Annotated in this window: 18 protein-coding genes, 6 tRNA genes and 1 other RNA gene; 13 read left to right on the forward strand and 12 right to left on the reverse strand. The window is 60.7% G+C overall.

Translation table 11 applies throughout. From position 1 onward, the window contains the following. The first annotated feature begins 132 nt into the window (after positions 1-132). Entirely contained in the window at positions 133-597 is a 465-nt protein-coding gene (locus TAN611_RS16550; RefSeq protein WP_111736687.1) for a DUF2502 domain-containing protein, read from the forward strand. A gap of 55 nt (positions 598-652) precedes the next feature. Here the strand turns inward: TAN611_RS16550 and TAN611_RS16555 are convergent, their stop codons facing one another. Continuing rightward, positions 653-1,894, reverse strand: a complete 1,242-nt coding sequence (locus TAN611_RS16555) for an Nramp family divalent metal transporter (RefSeq protein ID WP_105232024.1) — start codon at positions 1,892-1,894, stop codon at positions 653-655. Between the two features lie 379 nt (positions 1,895-2,273). On the opposite strand from TAN611_RS16555, the gene TAN611_RS16560 reads away from it, so the two are divergent. Next, a complete protein-coding gene (locus TAN611_RS16560; protein ID WP_105232025.1) occupies positions 2,274-3,461 on the forward strand; it encodes a NupC/NupG family nucleoside CNT transporter in 1,188 nt (395 codons plus the stop codon). Between the two features lie 123 nt (positions 3,462-3,584). Here the strand turns inward: TAN611_RS16560 and TAN611_RS16565 are convergent. From TAN611_RS16565 to gltX, 3 genes are all read right to left on the reverse strand, one after another. Then, positions 3,585-3,660 (reverse strand) — tRNA-Ala (locus TAN611_RS16565). 62 nt (positions 3,661-3,722) lie between these two features. Beyond that, positions 3,723-3,798, reverse strand: a tRNA-Ala gene (locus TAN611_RS16570). A gap of 253 nt (positions 3,799-4,051) precedes the next feature. Next, positions 4,052-5,467, reverse strand: a complete 1,416-nt coding sequence (gene gltX, locus TAN611_RS16575; protein WP_105232026.1) for a glutamate--tRNA ligase — start codon at positions 5,465-5,467, stop codon at positions 4,052-4,054. A gap of 293 nt (positions 5,468-5,760) precedes the next feature. Between gltX and TAN611_RS16580 the strand changes: the two genes are divergently transcribed. From TAN611_RS16580 to TAN611_RS16600, 5 genes are all read left to right on the forward strand, one after another. Next, a tRNA-Val gene (locus tag TAN611_RS16580) sits at positions 5,761-5,836 on the forward strand. A gap of 27 nt (positions 5,837-5,863) precedes the next feature. Further along, positions 5,864-5,939 (forward strand) — tRNA-Val (locus TAN611_RS16585). A gap of 39 nt (positions 5,940-5,978) precedes the next feature. Beyond that, positions 5,979-6,054, forward strand: a tRNA-Val gene (locus tag TAN611_RS16590). 7 nt (positions 6,055-6,061) lie between these two features. After that, positions 6,062-6,137: transfer RNA gene (locus TAN611_RS16595), tRNA-Lys, on the forward strand. Positions 6,138-6,211: 74 nt separating this feature from the next. Next, positions 6,212-6,324: non-coding RNA, RtT sRNA (locus TAN611_RS16600), on the forward strand. 91 nt (positions 6,325-6,415) lie between these two features. On the opposite strand, the gene dhbA is transcribed toward TAN611_RS16600, so the two are convergent. The 4 genes from dhbA to TAN611_RS16620 are packed head-to-tail and all read right to left on the reverse strand — an operon-like array spanning position 6,416 to position 10,885. Then, positions 6,416-7,171, reverse strand: coding sequence for a 2,3-dihydro-2,3-dihydroxybenzoate dehydrogenase (gene dhbA / locus TAN611_RS16605; RefSeq protein WP_187044326.1), 756 nt, complete (start codon positions 7,169-7,171; stop codon positions 6,416-6,418). Continuing rightward, the gene (locus tag TAN611_RS16610; protein WP_105232028.1) at positions 7,168-8,034 is read right to left on the reverse strand and encodes an isochorismatase; all 867 of its coding nucleotides are present in this window, start codon (positions 8,032-8,034) and stop codon (positions 7,168-7,170) included. The genes dhbA and TAN611_RS16610 overlap by 4 nt, the downstream gene beginning before the upstream one ends. A gap of 3 nt (positions 8,035-8,037) precedes the next feature. Further along, positions 8,038-9,669, reverse strand: a complete 1,632-nt coding sequence (locus TAN611_RS16615) for a (2,3-dihydroxybenzoyl)adenylate synthase (protein WP_203066759.1) — start codon at positions 9,667-9,669, stop codon at positions 8,038-8,040. A gap of 7 nt (positions 9,670-9,676) precedes the next feature. Further along, positions 9,677-10,885, reverse strand: coding sequence for an isochorismate synthase (locus TAN611_RS16620; RefSeq protein WP_203066760.1), 1,209 nt, complete (start codon positions 10,883-10,885; stop codon positions 9,677-9,679). A gap of 234 nt (positions 10,886-11,119) precedes the next feature. Between TAN611_RS16620 and fepB the strand changes: the two genes are divergently transcribed. Next, positions 11,120-12,070 (forward strand): Fe2+-enterobactin ABC transporter substrate-binding protein, encoded by a 951-nt coding sequence (fepB, locus tag TAN611_RS16625; protein ID WP_111736684.1) that lies wholly within the window; start codon positions 11,120-11,122, stop codon positions 12,068-12,070. Here the strand turns inward: fepB and entS are convergent. Beyond that, positions 12,057-13,328 (reverse strand): enterobactin transporter EntS, encoded by a 1,272-nt coding sequence (gene entS, locus TAN611_RS16630; protein ID WP_203066761.1) that lies wholly within the window; start codon positions 13,326-13,328, stop codon positions 12,057-12,059. The two genes, fepB and entS, sit on opposite strands and share 14 nt — an antisense overlap. A 136-nt stretch (positions 13,329-13,464) precedes the next feature. On the opposite strand from entS, the gene fepD reads away from it, so the two are divergent. The 5 genes from fepD (at position 13,465) to TAN611_RS16655 (ending at position 17,351) form a co-directional block, all read left to right on the forward strand. Next, positions 13,465-14,538, forward strand: coding sequence for a Fe(3+)-siderophore ABC transporter permease (gene fepD, locus TAN611_RS16635; protein ID WP_105232033.1), 1,074 nt, complete (start codon positions 13,465-13,467; stop codon positions 14,536-14,538). After that, the gene (fepG, locus tag TAN611_RS16640; protein ID WP_111736682.1) at positions 14,538-15,563 is read left to right on the forward strand and encodes an iron-enterobactin ABC transporter permease; all 1,026 of its coding nucleotides are present in this window, start codon (positions 14,538-14,540) and stop codon (positions 15,561-15,563) included. The genes fepD and fepG overlap by 1 nt, the downstream gene beginning before the upstream one ends. After that, positions 15,560-16,363 (forward strand): ATP-binding cassette domain-containing protein, encoded by an 804-nt coding sequence (locus TAN611_RS16645; RefSeq protein WP_105232035.1) that lies wholly within the window; start codon positions 15,560-15,562, stop codon positions 16,361-16,363. Before fepG ends, TAN611_RS16645 begins: the two co-directional genes overlap by 4 nt. 97 nt (positions 16,364-16,460) lie before the next feature. Further along, positions 16,461-17,084 (forward strand): hypothetical protein, encoded by a 624-nt coding sequence (locus tag TAN611_RS16650; RefSeq protein ID WP_203066762.1) that lies wholly within the window; start codon positions 16,461-16,463, stop codon positions 17,082-17,084. Between the two features lie 72 nt (positions 17,085-17,156). Further along, positions 17,157-17,351: a hypothetical protein gene (locus tag TAN611_RS16655; RefSeq protein WP_203066763.1), complete on the forward strand. Its 195-nt coding sequence runs from the start codon at positions 17,157-17,159 to the stop codon at positions 17,349-17,351. A gap of 75 nt (positions 17,352-17,426) precedes the next feature. Here the strand turns inward: TAN611_RS16655 and TAN611_RS16660 are convergent, their stop codons facing one another. The 3 genes from TAN611_RS16660 to fes all read right to left on the reverse strand — a co-directional run bounded on the left by TAN611_RS16660 (position 17,427) and on the right by fes (position 22,958). Continuing rightward, the gene (locus TAN611_RS16660) at positions 17,427-21,323 is read right to left on the reverse strand and encodes an enterobactin synthase subunit F (protein WP_203067795.1); all 3,897 of its coding nucleotides are present in this window, start codon (positions 21,321-21,323) and stop codon (positions 17,427-17,429) included. Positions 21,324-21,388: 65 nt separating this feature from the next. After that, entirely contained in the window at positions 21,389-21,598 is a 210-nt protein-coding gene (locus TAN611_RS16665; RefSeq protein ID WP_105232039.1) for an MbtH family protein, read from the reverse strand. Continuing rightward, entirely contained in the window at positions 21,576-22,958 is a 1,383-nt protein-coding gene (fes, locus tag TAN611_RS16670; RefSeq protein WP_203066764.1) for an enterochelin esterase, read from the reverse strand. Before fes ends, TAN611_RS16665 begins: the two co-directional genes overlap by 23 nt. Positions 22,959-23,027 lie beyond the last annotated feature (69 nt).

Genomic DNA, 23,027 nt, shown 5'->3' on the forward strand with positions numbered 1-23,027 from the left:
TCTTTTCGGATTCTCCCTCAAAGGTTTGACGTCGTGATGCCGTTACCCTGCTACGGCACAAAAGTATAAGGACGGTTTATAGGCAACATATAAATTATGCCGCCTATGAACCGCCGATAATAAGGAGAAAGCATGTTCAAACCTCTGCTACTGGCCGCCGTTTTCGTGGCCGCGACCGTTCCCCTGGCGCCGCAGGCGCAGGCGGACGGCTTGAATATCGATTTACTACCCGGCGTTTCTCTGCGTATCGGCGATCAGGACCGACGCGGCAACTATTGGGACGGCTATGACTGGCGCGATCGCGACTGGTGGGAGAGCCATCGCGGCCGCGAACTGGGCGAGCGCAGCCGGCGCGGCTACTACTGGGATGGTTATCGCTGGCGCGACCACGATTACTGGCGCAAACATTACTACTACCATGACGGACGCTATCGTAAATACGATAAGCACGAGTACAAAAGGTACAAGAAATACCAGAAAGAGCGCGAAAAAGAGTACAGGAAGTACCAAAAGGAACGTGATAAAGAATATAAAAAATACCAGAAAGAACGCTACAAAGAGTATAAGCACCACCATCGTCACCACCACGATGACTGATAGCAAACAGGGCGCGAATTCGCGCCCTGTTGTGTTTTGCGGCCGGCGTCGCCGGTTAGAACAGACTGCTCAGCAACAAATAGCCGTTTAACCCCACCACGATGGCAACAATCAGCCAGCCAATGTTCTGAACGACGCGTCCGTTGACCATCTCCCCCATCAGCTCGCGGTTGCCGGTAAACTTCAGCAGCGGCACCAGCGCCAGCGCGATGCCGAAACTCAGCAGCACCTGGCTCATCACCAGAATATGCGTGGCGTCCATCCCCAGCATGATAACCACAAAAGACGGCAGCATGGTCACTACCCGGCGCACCCACAGCGGGATATAGAAGCGGACAAAGCCCTGCATCACCACCTGCCCCGCCAGCGTCCCCACCACGGTAGATGAGAGGCCGGCCGCCACCAGACTCAGGCCGAATACCGTGGCCGCCGCGTGCCCCAGCAGCGGCTGCAGCGTCAGGTAAGCCTGGTCAAGATCGGCAATGCCGCTGTGGCCGCTAAAATGGAAAGCCGCCGCGGCGGTGGCCATCATCGCCAGATTAACGAAGCCGGCAATGGTCATCGCCAGCGCCACGTCGACCTTGGTCGAAGCATAGCGCTGCGCCTTGGAACTGTTGCCGGCGGTCTGCGTCAGCGACGAATGCAGATAAATCACGTGCGGCATGATAGTAGCGCCGAGCACACCGGCGGCCAGGAATACCGCATCACCATTAGGCAGATCCGGTATCGCCATGCCTTTAACCAGCCCGCTCAGCTGCGGCTGCGAGAACACCAGCTCGACAATATAGGCCGCGGCAACGAACAGCAGCAACCCGCCGATCACCAGCTCCAACGGCTTTTGCCCGCGTTTTTGCAGCATCAGAATCAGGAAAGTAGCAATACCGGTCAGGATCGCCCCTTCCAGCAGAGTCACGCCCAACAGCAGCTTAAAGCCTATCGCCGCACCGATAAACTCGGCCAGGTCGGTCGCCATGGCGATAATTTCCGCCTGCACCCAATAGGCCCATACTGCCGGGCGCGGCAGGCGATCGCGAATATGCTCAGCCAGATTCTTGCCGGTGGCGATCCCCAGTTTGGCGGACAAAAGCTGGATCAGCATCGCCATTACGTTAGCCCACACCACCACCCACAGCAGCTTATAGCCGAAGGAAGCGCCGGACTGGATATTGGTGGCGAAGTTGCCGGGGTCGATATAGCCGATGGCGGCGATAAATGCCGGCCCCATCAGAGAAAGTTTAATCTTTCTGGACGGGCGGTCGGTAGATGTAGAGGTGTTAACCGCGCGACTGTTCAGCATATCGTGAAACCCTTACTATTATTAAGCTAACCATCATCCTACCAAGATGATAATAATTATCAATCGCATTTAATGCGGTAATGCTTATCTCTGTGATAGACAGCAACGAAGGTTGAAGAACAGATCGCAGCAAATTCAAACGTTTTGTACTCAACGGAACAGCACAGATGCAGGACGAAATATGCCTAATACTCAAATTAACATAAAATCCCCATCAATGCGCAAAATTATTAACATGTTGATTTTTGGCGATTTATCATGCTGATTTGAGAAAAATCCCAGTGTTATTTCCCATATTTGTAATTGAAGTCTCGTTTTTAAACGTAGCGTTACATAGAATGACAACCGAAATTCAGCCTGCCTCAAGTTTGGAGCACACATGTCCCATATTGCGCACTTTGCGTTAGCGTTAGTGGTGGTGGCGATTCTGGCGCTGTTGGTCTGCCGCGATCGCAAAAGCATCCGCATTCGCTATGTTATTCAATTATTGGTTATTGAAGTGTTACTGGCCTACTTCTTCCTGCATTCGGAAGCGGGATTGGGCTTTGTAAAAGGATTCGCCGCGCTGTTTGATAAGCTGCTCGGATTTGCAGGACAAGGGACTGAGTTTGTATTCGGCGGCATGGGTGATAAAGGCCTGGCGTTCTTCTTCCTGAAGGTGCTGTGCCCGATCGTCTTTATCTCCGCGCTGATCGGTATTCTGCAATATATTAAAGTGCTGCCGGTTGTGATCCGCATCATCGGCACCGTGCTGTCGAAGGTGAACGGGATGGGCAAGCTCGAATCGTTCAACGCCGTCAGCTCGCTGATCCTCGGCCAGTCCGAAAACTTTATCGCCTATAAAGATATTCTCGGCAAGATGTCGGAAAAACGCATGTACACCATGGCGGCGACCGCCATGTCGACGGTGTCCATGTCGATCGTCGGCGCCTATATGTCGATGCTGGATGCAAAATTTGTGGTGGCAGCGCTGGTGCTCAACATGTTCAGCACCTTTATCGTGCTGTCTCTGATCAACCCGTACGACACCAGCCAGGAAGAAGAGCTGCATCTGGGCAACCTGCACGAAGGCCAGAGTTTCTTTGAAATGCTGGGGGAATATATTCTGGCAGGCTTTAAAGTGGCGATTATCGTCGCCGCGATGCTGATCGGCTTTATCGCGCTGATCGCCGCCGTCAACGCCCTGTTCAGCGCCCTGTTCGGCCTGAGCTTCCAGGAGCTCCTCGGCTACTTCTTCTATCCGTTCGCCTGGATTATGGGTATTCCCAAGCATGAAGCGCTGCAGGTCGGCAGTATTATGGCGACCAAGCTGGTTTCCAATGAGTTCGTCGCGATGATGGAACTGCAGAAAATCAGCGCCGAACTGACGCCGCGCAGCCAAGGGATGCTGTCGGTATTCCTGGTGTCGTTTGCCAACTTCTCCTCCATCGGCATCGTCGCCGGGGCGATTAAAGGCCTGAACGAACATCAGGGCAACGTGGTTTCCCGCTTCGGCCTGAAGCTGGTTTACGGCTCTACGCTGGTCAGCATTCTGTCCGCCTCTATCGCCGGCCTGGTGCTGGGGTAAACGCCGCACTGCGGTTAAGAAAGGTCGCTACGGCGGCCTTTTTTATTGGCTAATGTTCCGGATAAGGCTGCGCTAAACGCTGCAAAGCAAAAAGCCGACCCTAAGGTCGGCTTTTCTAAATGATGGTGGAGCTAAGCGGGATCGAACCGCTGACCTCTTGCATGCCATGCAAGCGCTCTCCCAGCTGAGCTATAGCCCCACAAATGTGGTCCGCATTAACCGGCGTTACGGTGTCTTCGCCAACCTTTCTGAGATAAAGGTTGGTGGAGCTAGACGGGATCGAACCGTCGACCTCTTGCATGCCATGCAAGCGCTCTCCCAGCTGAGCTATAGCCCCGACTCACAATCACTTTGTGCTGTGAACGGGGCGCATAATATGAAACCCGCCGTACGCTGTCAACGGCTAAATTAAATTCCTCGATCAAGCGCTGAAAAAGCCGCCAAATCAGCGCGTTTACAGCTAAAGATTGACCATTGCGGGCAAAAATACGCCGCTTCCTCCCCCGCGATTTGATCGGGTACATGTCCGGTCAGTGAAAAAAAACCCCGGGAACGCATCCCCGGGGTTTTTCATCGGCCTGCCTTTACGATCAGGCTTGTGCTTCGCGCTCGGCAATATAGGCCAGCGCCATATCGATACGCTGCAGAGAACGCTGCTGACCGATCGCCTGTACAGTAACGTCCATGCTTGGCGACTGGCCGGCGCCGGTAACGGCAACGCGCAGCGGCATCCCTACTTTACCCATGCCGACGCCCAGTTCGTCCGCCGCGCCCTGAATGGCGTCATGCACGTTTTCCGCCGTCCAGTCGCTGATGGCTGCCAGCTTGGCGCGTACGGTCTCCAGCGGCTGACGCGCCACCGGACGCAGGTGTTTCTTCGCCGCGTCGGCATCAAACTCGCTGAAGTCTTCATAGAAGTAACGGCAGGCCGCCGCCATCTCTTTCAGCGTCTTGCAGCGCTCGCCCAGCAGTTTGACGATGTCTTTCAGCTCCGGCCCGTTGCGCGTTTCAATGCCGAGCTGCTCAACGTGCCAGGCCAGGTGCACCGCCACCTGCTCGGCCGGCAGATGGTTAATGTAGTGGTGGTTCAGCCACTGCAGCTTTTCGGTGTTGAAGGCGCTGGCGGATTTGCTGATGGCGTCCAGCGTAAAGAACTGTTTCATCTCGTCGACCGAGAAGATTTCCTGATCGCCATGGGACCAGCCCAGACGCACCAGATAGTTGAGCAGCGCTTCCGGCAGATAGCCGTCGTCGCGGTACTGCATAACGCCGACCGCGCCGTGACGCTTGGACAGTTTTTTGCCGTCATCGCCCAGGATCATCGAAACGTGCGCATACTCCGGCACCGGCGCACCCAGCGCTTTCAGGATATTGATCTGACGCGGCGTGTTGTTGATATGGTCTTCACCGCGGATCACGTGGGTAATCTCCATATCCCAGTCGTCCACCACCACGCAGAAGTTGTAGGTCGGCGAACCGTCGGTGCGGCGGATGATCAGATCGTCCAGTTCCTGGTTGCTGAATTCGATCGGGCCACGGATCTGGTCGTTAAAGATCACCGAGCCTTCCTGCGGGTTACGGAAGCGCACCACGTGCGGCTCATCCGACGTATGGCTGCACTGGCTGTCGCGGCAGCGGCCGTCATAACGCGGCTTCTCACCGTTTTCCATCTGCTTTTCACGCAGCGCTTCCAAACGCTCTTTAGAACAGTAGCAGCGGTAGGCGGTACCCTGCTCCAGCATCTGGTCGATCACCGCATTATAGCGATCGAAGCGTTTGGTCTGGTAATACGGGCCTTCGTCCCAATCCAGATTCAACCAGTTCATGCCATCCATAATCGCATCGATAGCATCCTGGGTGGAACGTTCCAGATCGGTATCTTCGATACGCAGCACGAACTCACCGCCGGCATGACGGCTGAACAACCAGGAGTAAAGCGCTGTACGGGCGCCGCCGACGTGCAGGTAGCCGGTTGGGCTAGGTGCAAAACGGGTTTTGATTTTCATTGGGATCACTGCCTTATTACGCAACGTCGCGTCGACGGGTGTCGACAATTGCTCGGAATTGAAAAAAGTGGGCAACATTGTATCACTACGCGTTAATTCCTCAACGCCGACGCGGCGTCCGGCAAGTTTATTTCACCCTGCCAACATCGTATTTCTTCCTATTATGCGCAAAGAATCGGCATTGCTGGCGATAAATATCGCAGCTTGCTTAAATTTGCGGCGAACGATTGAAATCATTTTAAAAACCGTTGACTCACTTTGAACTATCCCTATAATGCGACTCCAACAAGACGGGGCGATTAGCTCAGTTGGTAGAGCATCTCCTTTACACGGAGGGGGTCGGCGGTTCGAGCCCGTCATCGCCCACCATCTTGTTGAGAGCAGTAAGAAAAATGAGGGTGATTAGCTCAGTTGGTAGAGCATCTCCTTTACACGGAGGGGGTCGGCGGTTCGAGCCCGTCATCACCCACCATCATTTTCATGCTCAAGCAGTACCTGGAAGTCCCGAAGTGGGTGATTAGCTCAGTTGGTAGAGCATCTCCTTTACACGGAGGGGGTCGGCGGTTCGAGCCCGTCATCACCCACCACTTCTATGGGTCGTTAGCTCAGTTGGTAGAGCAGTTGACTTTTAATCAATTGGTCGCAGGTTCGAATCCTGCACGACCCACCATATTAGAAAAAAGCGTCTTTTGGCGCTTTTTTTGCATGTGCGCTCCATAATAATCCCCAACGCCAACATGACATATGCCTCAGAGGTCGTGTGGGATGAGAACCTGCGTTCAGGTTCGAGCCGAGCGAAGCGAGACGACAACGCGCAGCGTTGCCCAAAGGCCGAGTCAATCCTGCACGACCCGCCATATACGTCCTGTCACCACGCCCTGCGCCCTTTCCACAGCCCAAACAAAAAAGGCGCAGCCTGCGCTGCGCCCCCGATCCACACGGTAGCCCTCAGGCCGCCAGCGTCGCCCCGCCGTCAATCACAATATCCTGCATGGTGATATGGCTGGCCATATCCGAAGCCAGGAACAGAATGGCATCGCTGACCTCCTGCGGCTGAGCGATTTTCCCCAGCGGAATGCCCAGCTTAAACTGCTCGGGGAAACCGTTGATGGTTTTTTGCTCGCCGGTTTCATCCTGCCACATGCCACGCTGCATCGGCGTATTGGTCGAACCTGGCGACACCATATTCGAACGCACGCCGAATTCGGCCATTTCCAGCCCCACGGTCTGGCACAGGCTACGCAGCGCCGCCTTGGAGGCGCAGTAGGCCGCCATGCCGACGCGCGGCACGTGCGCCGCGTTGGAGGCAATGCTGACGATCGCACCGCGACGCTGGCGGCGGAATACCGGCAGCGTGTGGCGGAACATATTGAACGCCCCGCCGGCGTTAACGTTCAGGCAGGCCATCCAGTCGGCGCTGCTGGTGGCGTCGGTCAGGCCCATGCGCAAAATGCCGGCGCCGTTGACCAGCACGTCCAGCTCGCCGTGCTCCGCCAGCAGCCGCGTGCATACGCGATCCACCGCCTCGGCGTCGGCGATATCCAGCACTTCGGTGCGAAATGGGTACGCCGACTCGGCGAACCGCAGATCAAAGCCGATAACCTCGGCACCCGCTTCCGCAAACTGTCGCGCGGTCTGTAAGCCGATGCCGGCGCCTGCGCCGGTCACCCATACGCGTTTGCCGCTAAAATCCCAGTTGCTCATCCGGCCTGCTCTCCGGCGAGCAGCGCCCACCAGCTGTCAATGGTCGGATTCTTGGCCAGCGCGATAAAATCGATATCGCCGCGAATTTTACGCCAGCGTGTCGCCAGCTCCATAATGCGCACCGAATCCAGGCCGTAATCAATCAGGTTCTCGTCGTTGCCCATATCTTCGCTGTCTTCATCCAACAGCGGCAGGATCATCGCCCGCAGCGCCTCTTTGCTGGCGATGGCGTTGCTTTGCGGCAGCAGTTCGGCGGTGCTGACCACGCGGCCGCAGCGGCCGGCGGTGTAACGCAGCGCCATCAGGTGTTCGTCGCGCGAGAAGTCCGCCAGCCCATCCGCCACCATAAACGGCTGGATATTACGCATAAAGGCGTCGATGGAGGTGGTCAGGCAGCCGATATGCGCGTACACGCCGCAGATAATCAGCTGGTCACGGCCGGTTTCCTGCAAGATGTCCTGCAGCGGCGAGCGATGGAAGGCGCTGTAGCGCCATTTCACCAGCACGGTGTCATCCTCTTCCGGCGCCAGCGCAGCCACCACCGCCTGCTGTTCCGGATGTTTATTCAGCCCCGGCCCCCACATATCGTTCAGCAGCGCACGGTCTTCATCGCTCTGCTGGTTCGGCTGCGCGGTATAAAATACCGGGATGCCCTGAGACTTGCAGTAGCGGCGCAGGTTGGCGATATTCTCCACCACCTGTTTGATCATCGGGCTGTCTTCACCCCAGAAGTTAAGAAAATACTGCTGCATATCGTGAATCAGCAGCGCGGCGCGCTGTGGCTCAACCGTCCAGTTGACCTTATTGGCCGGTAATTCAGCCGCGGTCGGCAGCGCATAATCATTGAGTTTAGGAATGGCCATCGTTCAATCTCCCTGGACCTGGGTGGCTTGCTGCGCTTCCAGCAGGCGCTGGCGCAACAGTTTCTTGTCAACTTTACCGACCGCCGTCAGCGGCAGGCTCTCAACCTGCACAAAACGGTCCGGTAATTTAAATTCAGCAACGCCCTGCTCACGCAGATGACGGCGCAGCACCACCGGCTTGAGCGTCTCGCCGGCGATAAAATAGGCGCAGCTCTTTTCACCCATCAGCGCATCCGGCATCGATACCAGCGCGGCGTTAATCACCGCACCATGACGCAGCAGCAGGTTTTCGATCTCTTCCGCCGCGATCTTCTCGCCGCCGCGGTTAATCTGGTCTTTTTGTCGCCCTTCCACGCAGATATAGCCGTCTTCGGTCATGCGGATCAGATCGCCGGAACAGTAGAAACCGTCGGCGTCGAACGCGTCGGCATTGTGCGCCGGGCTCTGGTAGTAACCGCGGAAGGTGTACGGGCCGCGCGTCATCAGGCGACCGACCTGGCCGGCCGGCAGCGGATTACCGTCGTCATCAGCCACCCAGACTTCGTCGTCCGGCGACATCGGGCAGCCCTGCGTGGTGAGGATATGGCGATCGTCATCGTCCAGTTGGGTATAGTTCACCAGCCCTTCCGCCATGCCGAACACCTGCTGCAGCTGGCAGCCAATCTCCGCCGGAATGCGCGCCGCCAGGCTTTCGCCCAGCTTGGCGCCGCCAACCTGCAGCAGCTTCAGGCTGGCGAGCGGCGCGTTGCCGCCCCACTCTTCAATCGCCTGCAGCCACAGCGTGACCGCCGGCGGCACCAGCGCGGTGACGTTAATCTGATGCTGCTCAATCAGTTTGAAGCACTGACTGGCGTCCGGATCGGCGGCGAACACCACCTGACCGGCGGCATAAAACACGCCCAGCACGCCCGGCGAGCTCATCGGGTAGTTATGCGCCACCGGCAGCGCGCACAGGTAACGCGTCTCACTGTCAAAACGGCACACCTCTACGCTGCGGCGAATGCTGTAGTAGTAATCATTGTGGGTACGCGGAATCAGTTTCGGCGTGCCGGTGCTGCCGCCGGACAGCTGGAAAAACGCCACCTGGTCGGCCGCAGACGGCGTTGCGCGGAAATCGCCGCGCTCTTCCGCCAGCATCGCCGCCAGCGACTGTTCGCCCTGCGCCTGGCTGCGCAGCGCCACCACGCGCAGCGACGGGTGCTGCGCCCGGAAGGTCGCCAGAAAATCGTCATTGCCGAACAGCGCATGTTTGCTGTCTGCAATCAGCACCGCCGGTTTGATTTGCTCGGCGTAGGCGTTCAGTTCGCTGCGCTGGTGACTGAACAGCGCATTGACCGGCGCCACGCCAATTTTCAGCAGGGCGAAGAAGGTGACATAAAATTCCACCACGTTGCCCAACTGCACCAGGGCGGTTTCCCCCGGCTGAATACCGCGGCGCAGCAGCGCGGCGGCCAGACTATCTGACTGTTGATGCAGCTGGCGATAGCTCAGGCTGCCCTCGGCGTCGACCAGTGCGATCGCGTCGTTGTCCGCCTGGCGATCGAGAATGTCGGTCAGCGGTTGGTCAATCCAGTAGCCGCGGTCGCGGTAGCGCTGGGCAAACTCGGCCGGCCACGGGGTAAATGCAATACTCATGGTGTTGTTATCCTTGGTTCAATCCAAACGCACGCAAAATGGTGCTGAGCTTGGTGCCGGTTTCATGCCATTCAGACTCCGGCGAAGAATCTTTAACGATGCCGGCGCCGGCAAACAGGCGCACCTGGCGGCCCTGCACGGTGCCGCAGCGGATGGTGACCACCCACTCGCCGTTGCCTTCGGCGTCGCACCAGCCGACGATGCCGCCGAACAGGCCGCGGTCAAAAGGCTCCAGTTCGGCAATCAGATCGCGCGCTTTCAGCGTCGGCGTGCCGCACAGCGCCGGCGTAGGGTGCAGCAGGCAGGCCAGCGACAGCGCATTCTCCCGGCGGCAGTCCACTTCGCCGTCGATCGGCGTCGACAGATGCCACAGCGTGGTGGTGCTCAGCAGTTCGGGAGCCGTCGGGATATTCAGGTAGCGGCAGCGGCTAGTCAGCACCTGGCGCATGCCTTCGGTGACAAAATCGTGCTCGACGTTATCTTTGCTCGACGCCAGCAGCTGCTCGCTCACCTCACGGTCGCGCTGCGGATTGGCGTCGCGTCGGGCGGAGCCGGCCAGCGGGTTGGAATAGAACTGCGCGCCGGACTTACGCAGCAGCAGTTCCGGGCTGGCGCCCAGCAGCGCCCCGTCTTCCAGCGGCACATGGAAATGAAAGCCGTTCGGGTTCTGAGCGATAATGCGCGCCATCAGCGCCTGGCGGTCGACCGGCTGCCGGGTTTCGATTTCCAGCAGGCGCGACAGCACCACCTTATCCAGCTCGCCGCTGGCAGTTGCCGCCACGGCGTCGCTGACCATCTGCATAAAGGGCGCCTGCGCCGGCAGTTCATTCAGGGCGTCAATTTCCGGGCCGTCGGCGTCGGCCGCCGGCTGCGCCGCCATAAAGGCTTCGCGATCAAACCACTGGGTATGCTGCGGAATAAACAGCGACGACGGCTGGCGGGTATCAAACGGAATCGCGCCGCACAGCACCGGCTTTTTAATGCCGGCCAGTCGCGCGTCGTCAAAGGCGTGACGCACGGCCTGCTGAAACTCGCCGTTGATATCATCACCGCCGGCGGCCGGCAGAGTGATAGTGGCAAAGCACCCTTGCGTCGTCAGGCTGCGAAAAGGTGATGTGAAAAAGAAGCCTGACGCCGGATCGACACCGAATTGCGCCTGTTCGTTCTCTTTCGCGTGCGGTGCCTTCTGCTGAGCACCATTCACGGCTGTATCCATGGGTACGCCCTCTGTTATTCGCCAATAATAACCAATATAATAATGATTATCATTTGTGTTTCGTGGCGCTAAATTACCCTCCGTCTCTGGCTATGTCAATAAACGTAAACACTTCTTTACCCTGATAATCATGGTATAAACGTTGTGGTATTCTCTAGATAAATGATAACCATTAAGCTTTTCGCATTTAACGGCGAGTCAGGCTCGTCAACGACACCAACAAGGATTACCCGGATGAAGAAGATCCTGCTTTTGGGGCTGGCGTTATTGGCCATCTCAGCAGCACAGGCGGCTTCCCCACAGTGGCCCCGCACGATTGAAACCTCCCACGGCCCCGTCACCCTCAAGCAGCCCCCGACGCGCATCGTTTCCACCAGCGTGACCCTGACCGGCACCCTGCTGGCGATTGACGCCCCGGTGATCGCCAGCGGCGCCACCAACCCCAACGGGCGCTTTACCGATAAGCAAGGCTTCTTCCTACAATGGGGAAAGATCGCCACACAGCGCGGCGTGAAACGTCTGTACGTCGGCGAGCCCAATGCCGAAAGCATTGCCGGCGAAGCGCCGGACCTGATTGTGATTTCCGCCACCGGCGGCGACTCCGCGCTGCAGCTGTATGACCAGCTGTCCGTCATCGCGCCGGTGCTGGTGGTCAACTATGACGATAAAAGCTGGCAGGAACTGGCGAAAGAGCTGGGTTATGCCACCGGGCGCGACGCCCAGGCCGAGAAACTGACCGCCGACTTCGCCGCCCGCGAACAGGCGCTGAAGCAGCACATCACGCTGCCGCCGCAGCCGGTCTCCGCCCTGGTTTTCCGTCAGGACGGCAAAGCCGCCAACCTGTGGACCGGCGAATCCTCACAGGGGAAAATGCTGCAGCAGCTGGGGTTCACCCTGGCGCAGCCGCCGGCCAACCTGCACACCAGCACCAGCCAAGGCTCGCGTGAAGATATTATTCAACTGTCGGGAGAGAGTCTGGCAGCGGGGCTGAATGGCCAGACGCTGCTGCTGTTCGCCAATGACGAGAATGACGTACAGCGTCTGGTGAATAATAAATTTCTGGCGCAGCTGCCGGCGGTGCAAAATAAACAGGTCTATGCGCTCGGCAACGAAACCTTCCGTCTGGACTACTACAGCGCCAGCAACCTGCTGACGCTGTTGGAAAAACGCTTTACTTCCCGCTAGTCTGCGCCGCAGCGGGCTGGAGGGGCACCTCCGGCTCGCTGCGCGTTACCCGCCGCAAACTGCCCATCACCAACAGCAGCACCACGCCCAGCAGCGCCGCACCGAAGCCGAAGCCGGTCGAGGTCATGGCCGGCAGCATAAACGCCCCCATCGCCCCCAGCAGCAGCGCGCCCAGCGCGTCGCCCACCACGTTCTGCGCGGTCCACAGGCCATTGACGCGGCCAAGGAACGCATCCGGCGTCAGGTTCTGAATCAGCCCGTACTGCAACAGGGAATTCAGCGCGCTCAGATAGCCAAAGGCCACCAGACACGCCAGCGCCAGGCCGTACCACGGCATCAGGCCAAACAGGCCGACGGCGATAAAGGCAGCGATGGCGGTCAGCAGCATCATCCAGCCCGGCCGCGCCACCTGCGCCACCCGGCCGCTGGTGAAGGCGCCGAGGGCGGCCCCCAGCGGCACGGCGGCATACATAAAGCCCAGTTGCGAAGCGTCAACGCCCCAACTGCCGGCCAGCGCCGGATACAGGATGCGCACCGCGCTGGCCATGGTCAGCAGCGCGCCGATCAGCGCCACCATGCCAATCACTTTGTTCTGGAACAGGAAGGCGAAACCGCCGGCCAGCGCCTTCAGCGGGTGTTCGCGCGGCTGCTCCGGCGGCGGCAGCTGCGGCAGACGCAGCAACGGCACCAGCGTCAGCAGCGTGCCAAGCGCCGCCAGCCCGTAGTTCCAGGCCACCCCGGCGTGGGCGATCAGCAGACCGCCCGCCGCCGGTGAGAGAATCGAGCCAAAGCGTACCGTCAGCATGCTGATGGCGCCGGCCTGTACGATATTTTCACGGCCGACCAGCGCCGGCGTCGCCGCCAGCAGCGCCGTGACGCCCACCGCACCGAAGAAGCCGTCCCACACCGCCAGCAGGTAAATCGCCGTCAGCGACGGCTCCGGCAGCGCCGCATTGAGGCACATGCCGACAAAGCCGACGCCGCAGGTGGAGCGGGCAAACAGGATCAGGCGACGGCGCTCATAGCGGTCGGCCAGGACGCCGCCCATCAGCAGACCGGCAAACATGCCGCCGCCGGCCAGCGTCACCGCCAGACCAACCAGCAGCGTCGAATCGGTCAGCGCCTGGATCTGCACCGGAATGGCAATCGCCATCAATCCCAGCGCCAGAATAGAGATAAAGCGCGCGCAGAAAACGGCGCGGAACGCCTGATTGGTCTTTAACAAACCAAAATCAAGCAAAATCGAGGGCTTACTCATGTGTTTTATCACCACAGCTTTATAAAGGAATTGCACGCTTGCTACTGCAATGGGGCAGCGACTCATGCTACCATAGATGAATACAATCAATAATGATAATAAATATCATTAATATTCAATTGAATAATGGGCTGTTATGTTCCGGCTTACACACAATTGCTCGCACGCTGCTTCAGCGCCCCAGGAAACTCTGTTTTTAGGTACTACGCGCGCCTTTCGCCGCCGGCTCTACGCGCTACTGTTCGCCGTACTGATTCTGCTGCTGATGATGGCGCTCAGCCTGGCGCTGGGCGCCCAATCCATCCCCTTCTCCACCGTTCTGCAGGCATTAAACGGCCAGTGCAGCGGCGTTGACTGCGTGATCATCACCGACGCCCGCCTGCCGCGTACGCTGATCGGCGTGCTGGCCGGCATCGCGCTCGGTCTGGCCGGCGCCCTGATGCAGACCTTGTCGCGCAACCCGCTGGCTGACCCGGGCATTCTCGGCGTCAACGCCGGCGCCGGTTTCGCCGTGGTGCTGGGCATGTCGCTGTTCGGCGCCACCGACATCGATCAATATCTGTGGTTCGCCTTTGCCGGTGCGCTCTGCGCCTCGCTGCTGGTGGCGCTGGTGGGTGCGCTCGGGCGCAGCACGCTGAATCCGGTGCGCCTGACGCTGGCGGGCGTGGCGCTGGGCGCGGTGCTGGACGGCATGACCACCGGGATTTCTCTGCTTAACCCGCAGGTGTTCGACCAGCTGCGCTTCTGGCAGGCCGGCTCGCTGGATATCCAAAATATGCAGGTGGTGCGCACCGTCGCGCTGCCGATTCTCCTCGGTACGCTGATCGCCCTGTGGCTGACCAAAGCCCTCAACAGCCTGAGCATGGGCAGCGATCTGGCCACCGCTCTGGGTACCGGCATCGTACGTACGCAGCTGCTCGGCCTGCTGGCCATCACCCTGCTGTGCGGCGGCGCCACCGCCGCCGTCGGCCCAATCGCCTTCGTCGGCCTGATGATGCCGCATATCGCCCGCCGTCTGGCCGGCTCCGAACTGCACTGGATTTTACCCTGGACGCTGGTGCTGACGCCGATCCTGCTGCTCAGCGCCGATTTAGTCGGCCGTTTCCTGGTGCCGGGCGAGCTGCGCGTCTCCATCGTCACCGCGCTGATTGGCGCACCGGTGCTGATTGCGCTGGTGCGTCAGCGTCATATGTTCAGGAGGAGCCGCTGATGGCCAGCCATACCGCCATGTTGTCCGCGCCGCAACGCGCCGCCCGCCTGTCGCGCGCCACCCTGACCGTGCTGCTGCTCACCGCCGCCTGCGCGGCACTGGCCGTCTATGCCCTCGGCGCCGGCACGCTGTCTTTGAGCGCTGCGCAGGTGATTGACGCCCTGCGCGGCGAAGGCCCCGCCAATCTGGCGGTAATCGTCACCCAGTGGCGTCTGCCGCGCGTGGTGATGGCGCTGCTGCTGGGCGCGGCGCTCGGCATCAGCGGCGCGATATTCCAGTCGCTGCTGCGCAACCCGCTGGGCAGCCCCGACGTTATCGGTTTCAATACCGGTGCCTACAGCGGTGTACTGGTGGCCGTAGTGCTGTTTAACAGCAGTATCCTCGGCATCACCAGCGGCGCGCTGGCCGGCGGCCTGCTGACCGCGCTGCTGGTATACCTGCTGGCCTGGCGTAACGGCGTTGACGCCTTTCGCCTGATTATCGTCGGCATCGCGGTACGCGCGCTGCTGATGGGCGCCAATACCTGGATGATCGTCAGCGCGTCGCTGGAGGCATCGATGACCGCCGGCCTGTGGAGCGCCGGTTCACTGAACGGCATCACCTGGGCGAAAAGCCAGCCGGCGCTGCTGGCAATCGCGCTGTCGACGCTGCTGTTGTGCGGCCTGTCGCGCCGCATGCGTCTGCTGGAGATGGGCGACGACGCCGCCTGCGCGCTCGGCGTTTCGGTCGATCGATCGCGCGTTCTGCTGTTGCTGCTCGGCGTGGTGCTGACCGCCGCAGCTACCGCCGTCGCCGGGCCGATCTCCTTTATCGCGCTGGTGGCGCCGCAGATCGCCCGCCGCCTGTGCGCCAACCGCCACGTGCTGCTGCTGACCGCGCTGACCGGCGCCCTGCTGCTGCTGGCGGCCGACGTCGCCGCCCAGCGGCTGTTTATACCGTATCAATTGCCGGTCGGCGTGCTGACCGTCTGCCTGGGCGGTATTTACCTGATTTGGCTATTAATCCGTGAGTCACGTAGAAAATGAATACTGTAACGCCGCTGTCCGCGCCGCTGCGCGCCGAAAACCTGACGCTGGGCTATGACAAGAAAATCGTGGCGAGCGACCTGTCCGTCGCCATTCCGCACGGCGAGCTGACGGTCATTATCGGCCCCAACGCCTGCGGCAAGTCGACGCTGTTGCGTACCCTCAGCCGCCTGATGCAGCCGCAGCAGGGCCAGGTGTGGCTGAATGACAAACCCATCCGCGACTACGCCACCAAAGAGGTGGCGCGCCAGCTCGGGCTGCTGCCGCAAACGTCGATCGCCCCCGGCGATATTACCGTGTTCGATCTGGTGGCCCGTGGCCGCTATCCTCATCAGCGCCTGTTCAGCCGCTGGCGGGAGGAGGATCAGCAGGCGGTAGAAGAAGCGATGCGCGCCACCGGCGTGGCAGATCTGGCGGAACAGGCGGTCGACACGCTCTCCGGCGGTCAGCGCCAGCGCGTATGGATCGCCATGGTGCTGGCGCAGCAAACGCCGCTGCTCTTGTTGGACGAACCGACCACCTGGCTGGATATCACCCACCAGATCGAACTACTGGAGCTGATGCGCCAGCTGAACCGCGAGCGCGGCCATACGTTAGTGGTGGTGCTGCACGATCTGAACCACGCCTGCCGCTACGCCACCCATCTGATTGCCATGCGCGGCGGAAAGGTGATCGCCGAAGGCGCGCCGAAAGATATCGTCACGCCGCAGCTGATCGAAGAGGTGTACGGCCTGAAGTGCATGATCATTGACGATCCGGTGTCGCATACGCCGCTGGTGGTGCCGCTGGGTAAACCCTGAACTTTGCGATCGGCCTTCCTGATTTAAACATCGCCGTTTGCCATCCCCCAGGCCCGTCGTTAACCTACCGGGAACCACGGATCAAAGGCATTAAATCATGGAAGATATCGTCAACGGCCAATGCCCGCCCCGGCAGAGGCCGCTTTCTGCAACAACGCATAAAGAAATCATTCGTCAGGCTCTGGCCGATATGAATACGGTGTTAATTGCCGGCGGGTTGACCATCACGGCTGTTCAACGCGCCGATGAAAGCTGGCTACACCACAATATGCATCGGCTCAGACTCAACTGGCGCCATTTAGTATCACGCTTTGACGACCGCACCATGCGTTACCGCCACCAGGGAGGCTTTGATTTTGCCTTCAAACTACAAACGGACCCTACGCAGCCTGCCGGCATTTGCCTGTATATCTACGATGTTCACTTCAATACTCTCGAAGTCACTGCCCTTGAAAACTTTATGACGGATAACGCACGGCACCCGCTCCACGGCAAAATGTTTAAGTACGTTTTGTATACCTTATATTTCTATGCGCTCGGGCTGATAGCACGCTGCGGCTGTGATGAAAAAACGCTGCGCATAACCATCCGCCAAGCGATTAATCCGCATACGCTTCGCTACTACTTATCCCATGCCGACTTCCGGCAGATTCCCGGCAGTATGGACTGCGTTACGCGTTTTAGCGCACTGGAAGCCTATATTGAAAACTACTCGCGCTGACGTTGGGTTCGCAGCAAGCTCATGGTAAAATTTGTCCAATTTTCAGACAGCAGACAAGCGAGGGAAATGCAGATGCTCAACACTAAACGTCCGATCGCCGAGCGCCGGGTCCTGGCGCTCAACCGCCTGGTCCGCTCGGTTCAGTCAGAACAGGACCAGCCATCCAATAACCCGGTTATTGAAGCGTCCGGCCCGCCTTCCGGCACTACGGCTGCAGATAATCCCGTGCTGCATCGGCATGTGCATGCCGATTCCCCATCGGACTGACACCGATTAACGATAAAAAAGGCGCTTACGCGCCTTTTTAATGCCTCATCATCGGGCGCAACGCGCCCTGCCCGCCTACAGCGTACGCAAGATACGGTTCAACAGCGGCCCCAGCACCTTGAACGATGCCGGCGATACGATGTCCACATGCGCGCAGTCCAGCTCGTGTACCTGCAACGCATCAACATATTCCGCCCAGGTCTGCTGCACGTCCATCCCTTCCTGCAGCGTGCGTTTGGCGACAAACAGCGTCGCCTGACCACGGAAGTTGGCAGTATGGGTACGGGACAGCAAGCGCACCGAGTCGGCGTAGTTGGCTTCAATATTGTCGAACATCGCCGTGCGGGTCTCACCCAGCGCCGGGTCCAGCGTATCTTCCGACACCGCCAGGAACTGTTCGCGTTCGCGCTGCACTTCTTTCAGCACGTTATCGTCCAGCATCACGTCCCAGTTCTGCGTTTCCGGCGGATAGGTATCCAACAGTCCGAGGAACGCCACCTCTTCACCGCGCGCCTGCAGCCGGGCGGCAATGCCCTGCGCCAGCGTGCCGCCCAGCGAATAACCGATGAAGTGGTACGGGCCGTGCGGCTGTACCGACAATACCGTCGCCAGATGCGCCTCGCATACCTGATCCATATCTTCGCTCAGCGCCAGCGGGCCGTCAGGGCGCGGCGACTGAATGCCCACCAGCGACCAGTGCTGATCGATATAGCGCGGCAATACGCTGAACTGCCAGGAGAAACCGGAGGCCGGATGCAGGCAGAACAGCGTCGGGCCGTCGGTAGTGCGCAGCGGCAGCACGCTGTCGAAGCCGCAGCGGTCGGCCTCTTCCTGCGTACGCTCCTCCGCCAGCAGCGCCGCCAGCTGTTCCACCTTCGACGCCACCATCACCTGTCCGACTGAAACTGCCTTATCCAGATCGCGGCGCAGTTCCGCCGCCAGACGCATCGCCAGCAGCGAATGACCGCCCAAGGCGAAGAAGTCGTCGTCGGCAAACACCTGCTCACGCTGCAGCAGACGGGCGAACACCGCGGCGATCTCGCTTTCCAGCCCGGGCAGCGGTTCACGGCCGGCGCTGCGCGTGCCGCTTTGCGGCTGCGGCAGGGCTTTACGATCCAGTTTGCCGTTGGCGCTGAGCGGCAGCTCCGCCATCTCCATCAGCGCGACCGGCACCATGTGCGGCGGCAGACGGTCGGCCAGCGCAGCGCGCAGCGCCGTCAGATCCAGCGTCACCCCCGCCTGCGGCACCAAATAGCCCACCAGCTGGCGCGCATCGCCGCCGGCGTCCGTCGGCGTACCGGTCAGCACCAGCGCATGGGTCACCGCCTGCTGCACGCCCGGCAGCGACAGCAGCGCGTGATCGATCTCACTCAGTTCGATGCGCTGTCCGCGGATCTTCAGCTGATCGTCGCTGCGCCCCAGATATTCCACCGCCCCGTCGGGCAGCCAGCGCGCCACGTCGCCGGTGCGGTACATCCGCCCGCCGTCGCCGAACGGGTCGGCGACAAAACGGCTGGCGGTCAGCTCCGGCCGCCCCAGATAGCCGTGCGCCAGCTGAACCCCGGTCAGGTACAGATCCCCGGCAACGCCCGGCGGCACCGGGCGCAGACGCGCATCAAGAATACGCAGCCCGGTATTCCACACCGGCAGGCCAATCGGTACGTTGGCGCCGGTTACCGCCGCCAGCGCCTCACCCCAGGCCGGATGCCAGGTCACGTCCACCGCAGCCTCCGTCGGGCCATACAGGTTGTGCAACGGCACCGCGGTGCGGCTCTGCCACTGACGGCACAGCTCGGCCGGCAGCGCTTCGCCGCTGCAGAACACCCGGCGCAGGCTGGCGCACTGTTCAACCGCTTCCGGCCCTTCCAGCGCGCTGACAAACGCCGCCAGCATCGACGGCACAAAGTGCATAGTGGTCACGCGGTGGCGGGCGATCAACTGCTGCAGCTGCTGCGGGTCACGGTGCGCTTCCGGCGGAGCCATCACCAGCTGCGCGCCGACGATCAGCGGCCAGAAGAACTCCCAGACCGACACGTCGAAACTGCACGGCGTTTTCTGCAGCACCACGTCTTGCGCATTCAGCGGATAGTGGTCCTGCATCCACAGCAGGCGGTTAACGATCGCCTGATGGCCGACCAGTACCCCTTTCGGCCGGCCGGTGGAGCCGGAAGTGAAAATAATATAGGCCGGATGGTGCGGTGTCGGCCCCGTCACCTCGACCTGCGCGGCATGGTCGGCGGCCAGCGGCGCATCGAACAGCAGGATATCGCCCTGTCCGGCAAAACGCGCCTGCTGCGACGGTTCAGTGATAATCAGCCGCGGTGTGGCGTCTTCCAGCATCATCGTCAGACGCTCATCGGGATAACCGGTATCCAGCGGCAGATAGGCGGCGCCGGCTTCAACAATCGCCATCAGCGCCAGCGACAGGAATACCGAACGCGGCAGCGCCACGGCAACGATATCGCCCGGCCGCACGCCCTGTACGGTCAGCTGGCGCGCCAGCGCGCTCACCTGTTCGCGGGTCTCGCGGTAGGTAAAGCGGAAATGCGCATCGGACAGCGCCGGCGCGTCCGGCGTGCGCTGCGCCTGCTGCGCCAGCAGGCCGCTCAGCGTCTGCGGCGCCACCGGGTGGGCAGTATCATTCACCTGCTCCAACAGCGCATGGTCAGCGGCGGTCAGCATATCGGCTTCCCCCACCGGCAGCTGCGGCCGGGCGGTAAACTGGCTCAGCAACAGCGGCAAACGCTGCAGATGGGCCGCCAGTTCATCGCGCTGATAACGCTCGGCATTGGCCAGCAGTTCTACCTTCAGCTGGCCGTCGTCGCCGATAAACAGCGCAATTTCCAGATCGCGCACCGGCCCGGAGGCCAGATCGTGGGTAATGCCGGCAATACCGTCAAAATCCAGCTGGTAATCAAACATTTTAAAATTGAATACCGTGCCGTACAGCGGCTCGGCATCGCCAATGCGTCCCAGATCGCGCTGCACCTGCTCGGCATCATAACGCTGATGGCGGCGCACCTTCTTCAGCTCACGGCTGAGCGTGAGCGCCACCTCCGCCAACGTCGCCTGCGGATCCACCTGCATCTCCATCGGCAAGACGTTAATCACCGGCCCGGTGGCGCACAGCGCGGCGGAGCCGGTACGGCGCATAAAGATAAAGCCGGCGCTGAAGTGCGGCTGGCCGCTCAGGCGCGACACCCACAGCGCCAGCAGCGCGATCGCCATATCGGCGGCGTTGAGCTGATGCTGGCGGCCAAGCGCCGCCAGCGGCGCGAAATCGGCCGCCGAACAGTGCTGGCTCAGGCGATGAATGCGCGTGGTCGACGCCTGCCCGGCCAGCGGCTGCGGGCTGAGGGTCGCCGGCGGCGGCAACTGGGCTGCCTTGTCGCGCCAATAACCGGCATCCCGCTGCCAGCCGGCGGACTGTTGATACGCCTGATATTCGGCCACTACGTCGCTAAATGCGCTGAACGGCGTCGGATCCGGCGTTTCGCCGCGGCGCAGCCGGCTGTAAATGTGGGCGACACGACGGGTAATGGCGGTAAAGCTGAAGCCATCGACCAGCATATGGTGATAGCGCTGATACCAGAACCAACGATCGTCCGCCACGCGCATCAGCACGTTGCGGTACAGCGGGTTTCCGCTGCTGACACGCAGCTCGCCGTCGAGATCGATGTCCATCAGCGCCGTCGCCGCGGCTTCGGCGTCCGCCGAGTCGGTAAAATCGAGATATTCCGCCGCGTGGATGGCACACTCTGCATCCAGCCACTGCAGCGGCACGCCGTCGCGCTCTTCAAAGCGCAGGCGCAGGGTATCGGCCTCGGACAATCCCAGGCCGATGGCGCGCAGCAGGCACTCTTTGTCCAACGCGCCATTCAGTTCAATATAATGCGCCACCGCATAGGCATTGCCGTGCGGCGAAATTTGATCGGCGACCCAGATGCCGGGCTGCGCCGCAACCAGCGGCATCTCCGGGCATGCCTGATAATCCGCCGCTAAATTAGAATTTTCTGACACCGTACTTGCTCCAGTCATCATTGTTGCTCACGCTGCGCGGCGGGCCGCATGTCCCGCCAGTGCGTTTCCAGCCAGCCGACGCATTCGGCGCGTTCTGCCGGGCCGAACACCGTACGCCAGCCGTCCGGTGCCGGACTGAAGTCAGGCCACAGGCTGTACTGCTGCTGCCCGTTGCACAGAATCAGGCAGCGCTGCTGCGGGTCGTCAAACGGGTTCGGCATGTCCATCGCGGGCTCCTTGAATCAGACGGGGATCGGCAACCGGCGTGGTTTGGTGGGCGGTGACAAAATCAGGCTGCCACAGCGCCTGCAGGCCATCCAGCAGGCCGCCGCGCCAGCACAACGCATCATGGCCGCCTTCGACCGCCCGATAGTGCACCCGATGTCCGCGCTGGCTGAGCAGCGTCGCCATCTGGCCGCTGACCCGATGCACCAACGGCTCATGCATGCCGGCTTCCATAAACACCTTTAGCGCGCCGTGGCTGCCCAATCCCTGCTCTACCTGACGCTGCAGCCAGCAGGCGTCCTCTGGCGGGGTCGGCAGTTGCAGCATATCGCGCCGCGGCCACCAGTAAGAACCGGACTGGGCGATTACCGCGCCGAAACGCTGCGGCCAGTTCAACCCGGCATACAACGCGGAGAGGCCGCCAAAACTTTGCCCGGCCACCACGGTGCGCGCAGCCTCGGCGCTGTGCGGCGCCCACTCCGCCAACTGCGGCAGCAGCTCTTCCTGCAGCGCCAGCCAGAAATCGGGGTTACAGCTCAGCTCCTGGGCGCGATGTTTCAAATCGATAATATCGATCAGCACATACACCGCTGCCGGCAACTGGCCTGCACGGGTCATCTGCATCAGCGGATCCCACACCGGCATCTGCTGTGTCCAGAACTGGCCGTCGAGCAGAATCGCCAGCGGTCGCTGCGTCGGATCGCCGTCGCCGGTGGTGTACACCCACACTTTGCGGCTGTTGCCGAGCCGCTCGCTGTGCCAGGTATGCTGCTGCAGACGCGCCGGCGCCGGCGGAATGCAGCGGCCGCTGGCAACCTCATAGTTGTCAAAATCATGCCAGGCAGGCTGCGGCGGCGCTTCCGGCATATGCAGCCCGGAGACAATATTACCGCCGGCGGCCGGCCAGGAGCGGTAAGGGTTCAACAGATCGTGCGTCGCGCTGGCGAACACCTGATGCCACCAATGGCGCCGCGCATGCATATTGGCGTGGGCATCAGCCCCGTCGACGCGCAGCGGACGGTCGTCCATGCTGGGAATAAAGCAGTAACTGCCGCGCCAGTCGGCGTTCAGTTCAGTTTGCCAGTACCACACATCGCTGCCGCTCAGACGCTGCAGACTCTGCGGCGGATTCGGCTGATGGTGGTCGGTCAGGCAATTAATGTTGATCCAGACGCGCTTATAGGCGGACGTCAGTTCGCACCCCTGCGGATCGCGCCAGAGGAAGGTCACCTTCCAGCGGCCGTTGTCGGTCGGTTCCACCAACGGCGTGCCGCGCCGGGCAATCTCCAGCCACCAGCCATGGCTCCCGACGTGCTTGCTTGTTAATAACGTACTGCTTGTTGGCTGTTGTTCAGTTTTCAAAACACCCACTCACCTGGTAGTTGGCATAACACGCTGTGCGCACGGAAAATATCCGGCTGCCCTACCGCA

This window comes from Serratia sp. Tan611 (assembly GCF_905188235.1).
GTDB lineage: Bacteria > Pseudomonadota > Gammaproteobacteria > Enterobacterales > Enterobacteriaceae > Serratia_B > Serratia_B rhizosphaerae.

What these genes read in the sequence shown, in the direction of transcription:
- TAN611_RS16615 (WP_203066759.1), bottom strand. Translation starts at nt 9,669, where the DNA reads ATGAGTATTGCATTTACCCCGTGGCCGGCCGAGTTTGCCCAGCGCTAC.
- dhbA (WP_187044326.1), bottom strand. Translation starts at nt 7,171, where the DNA reads ATGAGCAACTGGGATTTTAGCGGCAAACGCGTATGGGTGACCGGCGCA.
- TAN611_RS16550 (WP_111736687.1), top strand. Translation starts at nt 133, where the DNA reads ATGTTCAAACCTCTGCTACTGGCCGCCGTTTTCGTGGCCGCGACCGTT.
- TAN611_RS16665 (WP_105232039.1), bottom strand. Translation starts at nt 21,598, where the DNA reads ATGGACATGCCGAACCCGTTTGACGACCCGCAGCAGCGCTGCCTGATT.
- TAN611_RS16650 (WP_203066762.1), top strand. Translation starts at nt 16,461, where the DNA reads ATGGAAGATATCGTCAACGGCCAATGCCCGCCCCGGCAGAGGCCGCTT.
- TAN611_RS16620 (WP_203066760.1), bottom strand. Translation starts at nt 10,885, where the DNA reads ATGGATACAGCCGTGAATGGTGCTCAGCAGAAGGCACCGCACGCGAAA.
- entS (WP_203066761.1), bottom strand. Translation starts at nt 13,328, where the DNA reads ATGAGTAAGCCCTCGATTTTGCTTGATTTTGGTTTGTTAAAGACCAAT.
- TAN611_RS16645 (WP_105232035.1), top strand. Translation starts at nt 15,560, where the DNA reads ATGAATACTGTAACGCCGCTGTCCGCGCCGCTGCGCGCCGAAAACCTG.
- gltX (WP_105232026.1), bottom strand. Translation starts at nt 5,467, where the DNA reads ATGAAAATCAAAACCCGTTTTGCACCTAGCCCAACCGGCTACCTGCAC.
- fepG (WP_111736682.1), top strand. Translation starts at nt 14,538, where the DNA reads ATGGCCAGCCATACCGCCATGTTGTCCGCGCCGCAACGCGCCGCCCGC.
- TAN611_RS16660 (WP_203067795.1), bottom strand. Translation starts at nt 21,323, where the DNA reads ATGCCGCTGGTTGCGGCGCAGCCCGGCATCTGGGTCGCCGATCAAATT.
- TAN611_RS16655 (WP_203066763.1), top strand. Translation starts at nt 17,157, where the DNA reads ATGCTCAACACTAAACGTCCGATCGCCGAGCGCCGGGTCCTGGCGCTC.
- TAN611_RS16610 (WP_105232028.1), bottom strand. Translation starts at nt 8,034, where the DNA reads ATGGCCATTCCTAAACTCAATGATTATGCGCTGCCGACCGCGGCTGAA.
- fepB (WP_111736684.1), top strand. Translation starts at nt 11,120, where the DNA reads ATGAAGAAGATCCTGCTTTTGGGGCTGGCGTTATTGGCCATCTCAGCA.
- fepD (WP_105232033.1), top strand. Translation starts at nt 13,465, where the DNA reads ATGTTCCGGCTTACACACAATTGCTCGCACGCTGCTTCAGCGCCCCAG.
- TAN611_RS16555 (WP_105232024.1), bottom strand. Translation starts at nt 1,894, where the DNA reads ATGCTGAACAGTCGCGCGGTTAACACCTCTACATCTACCGACCGCCCG.
- TAN611_RS16560 (WP_105232025.1), top strand. Translation starts at nt 2,274, where the DNA reads ATGTCCCATATTGCGCACTTTGCGTTAGCGTTAGTGGTGGTGGCGATT.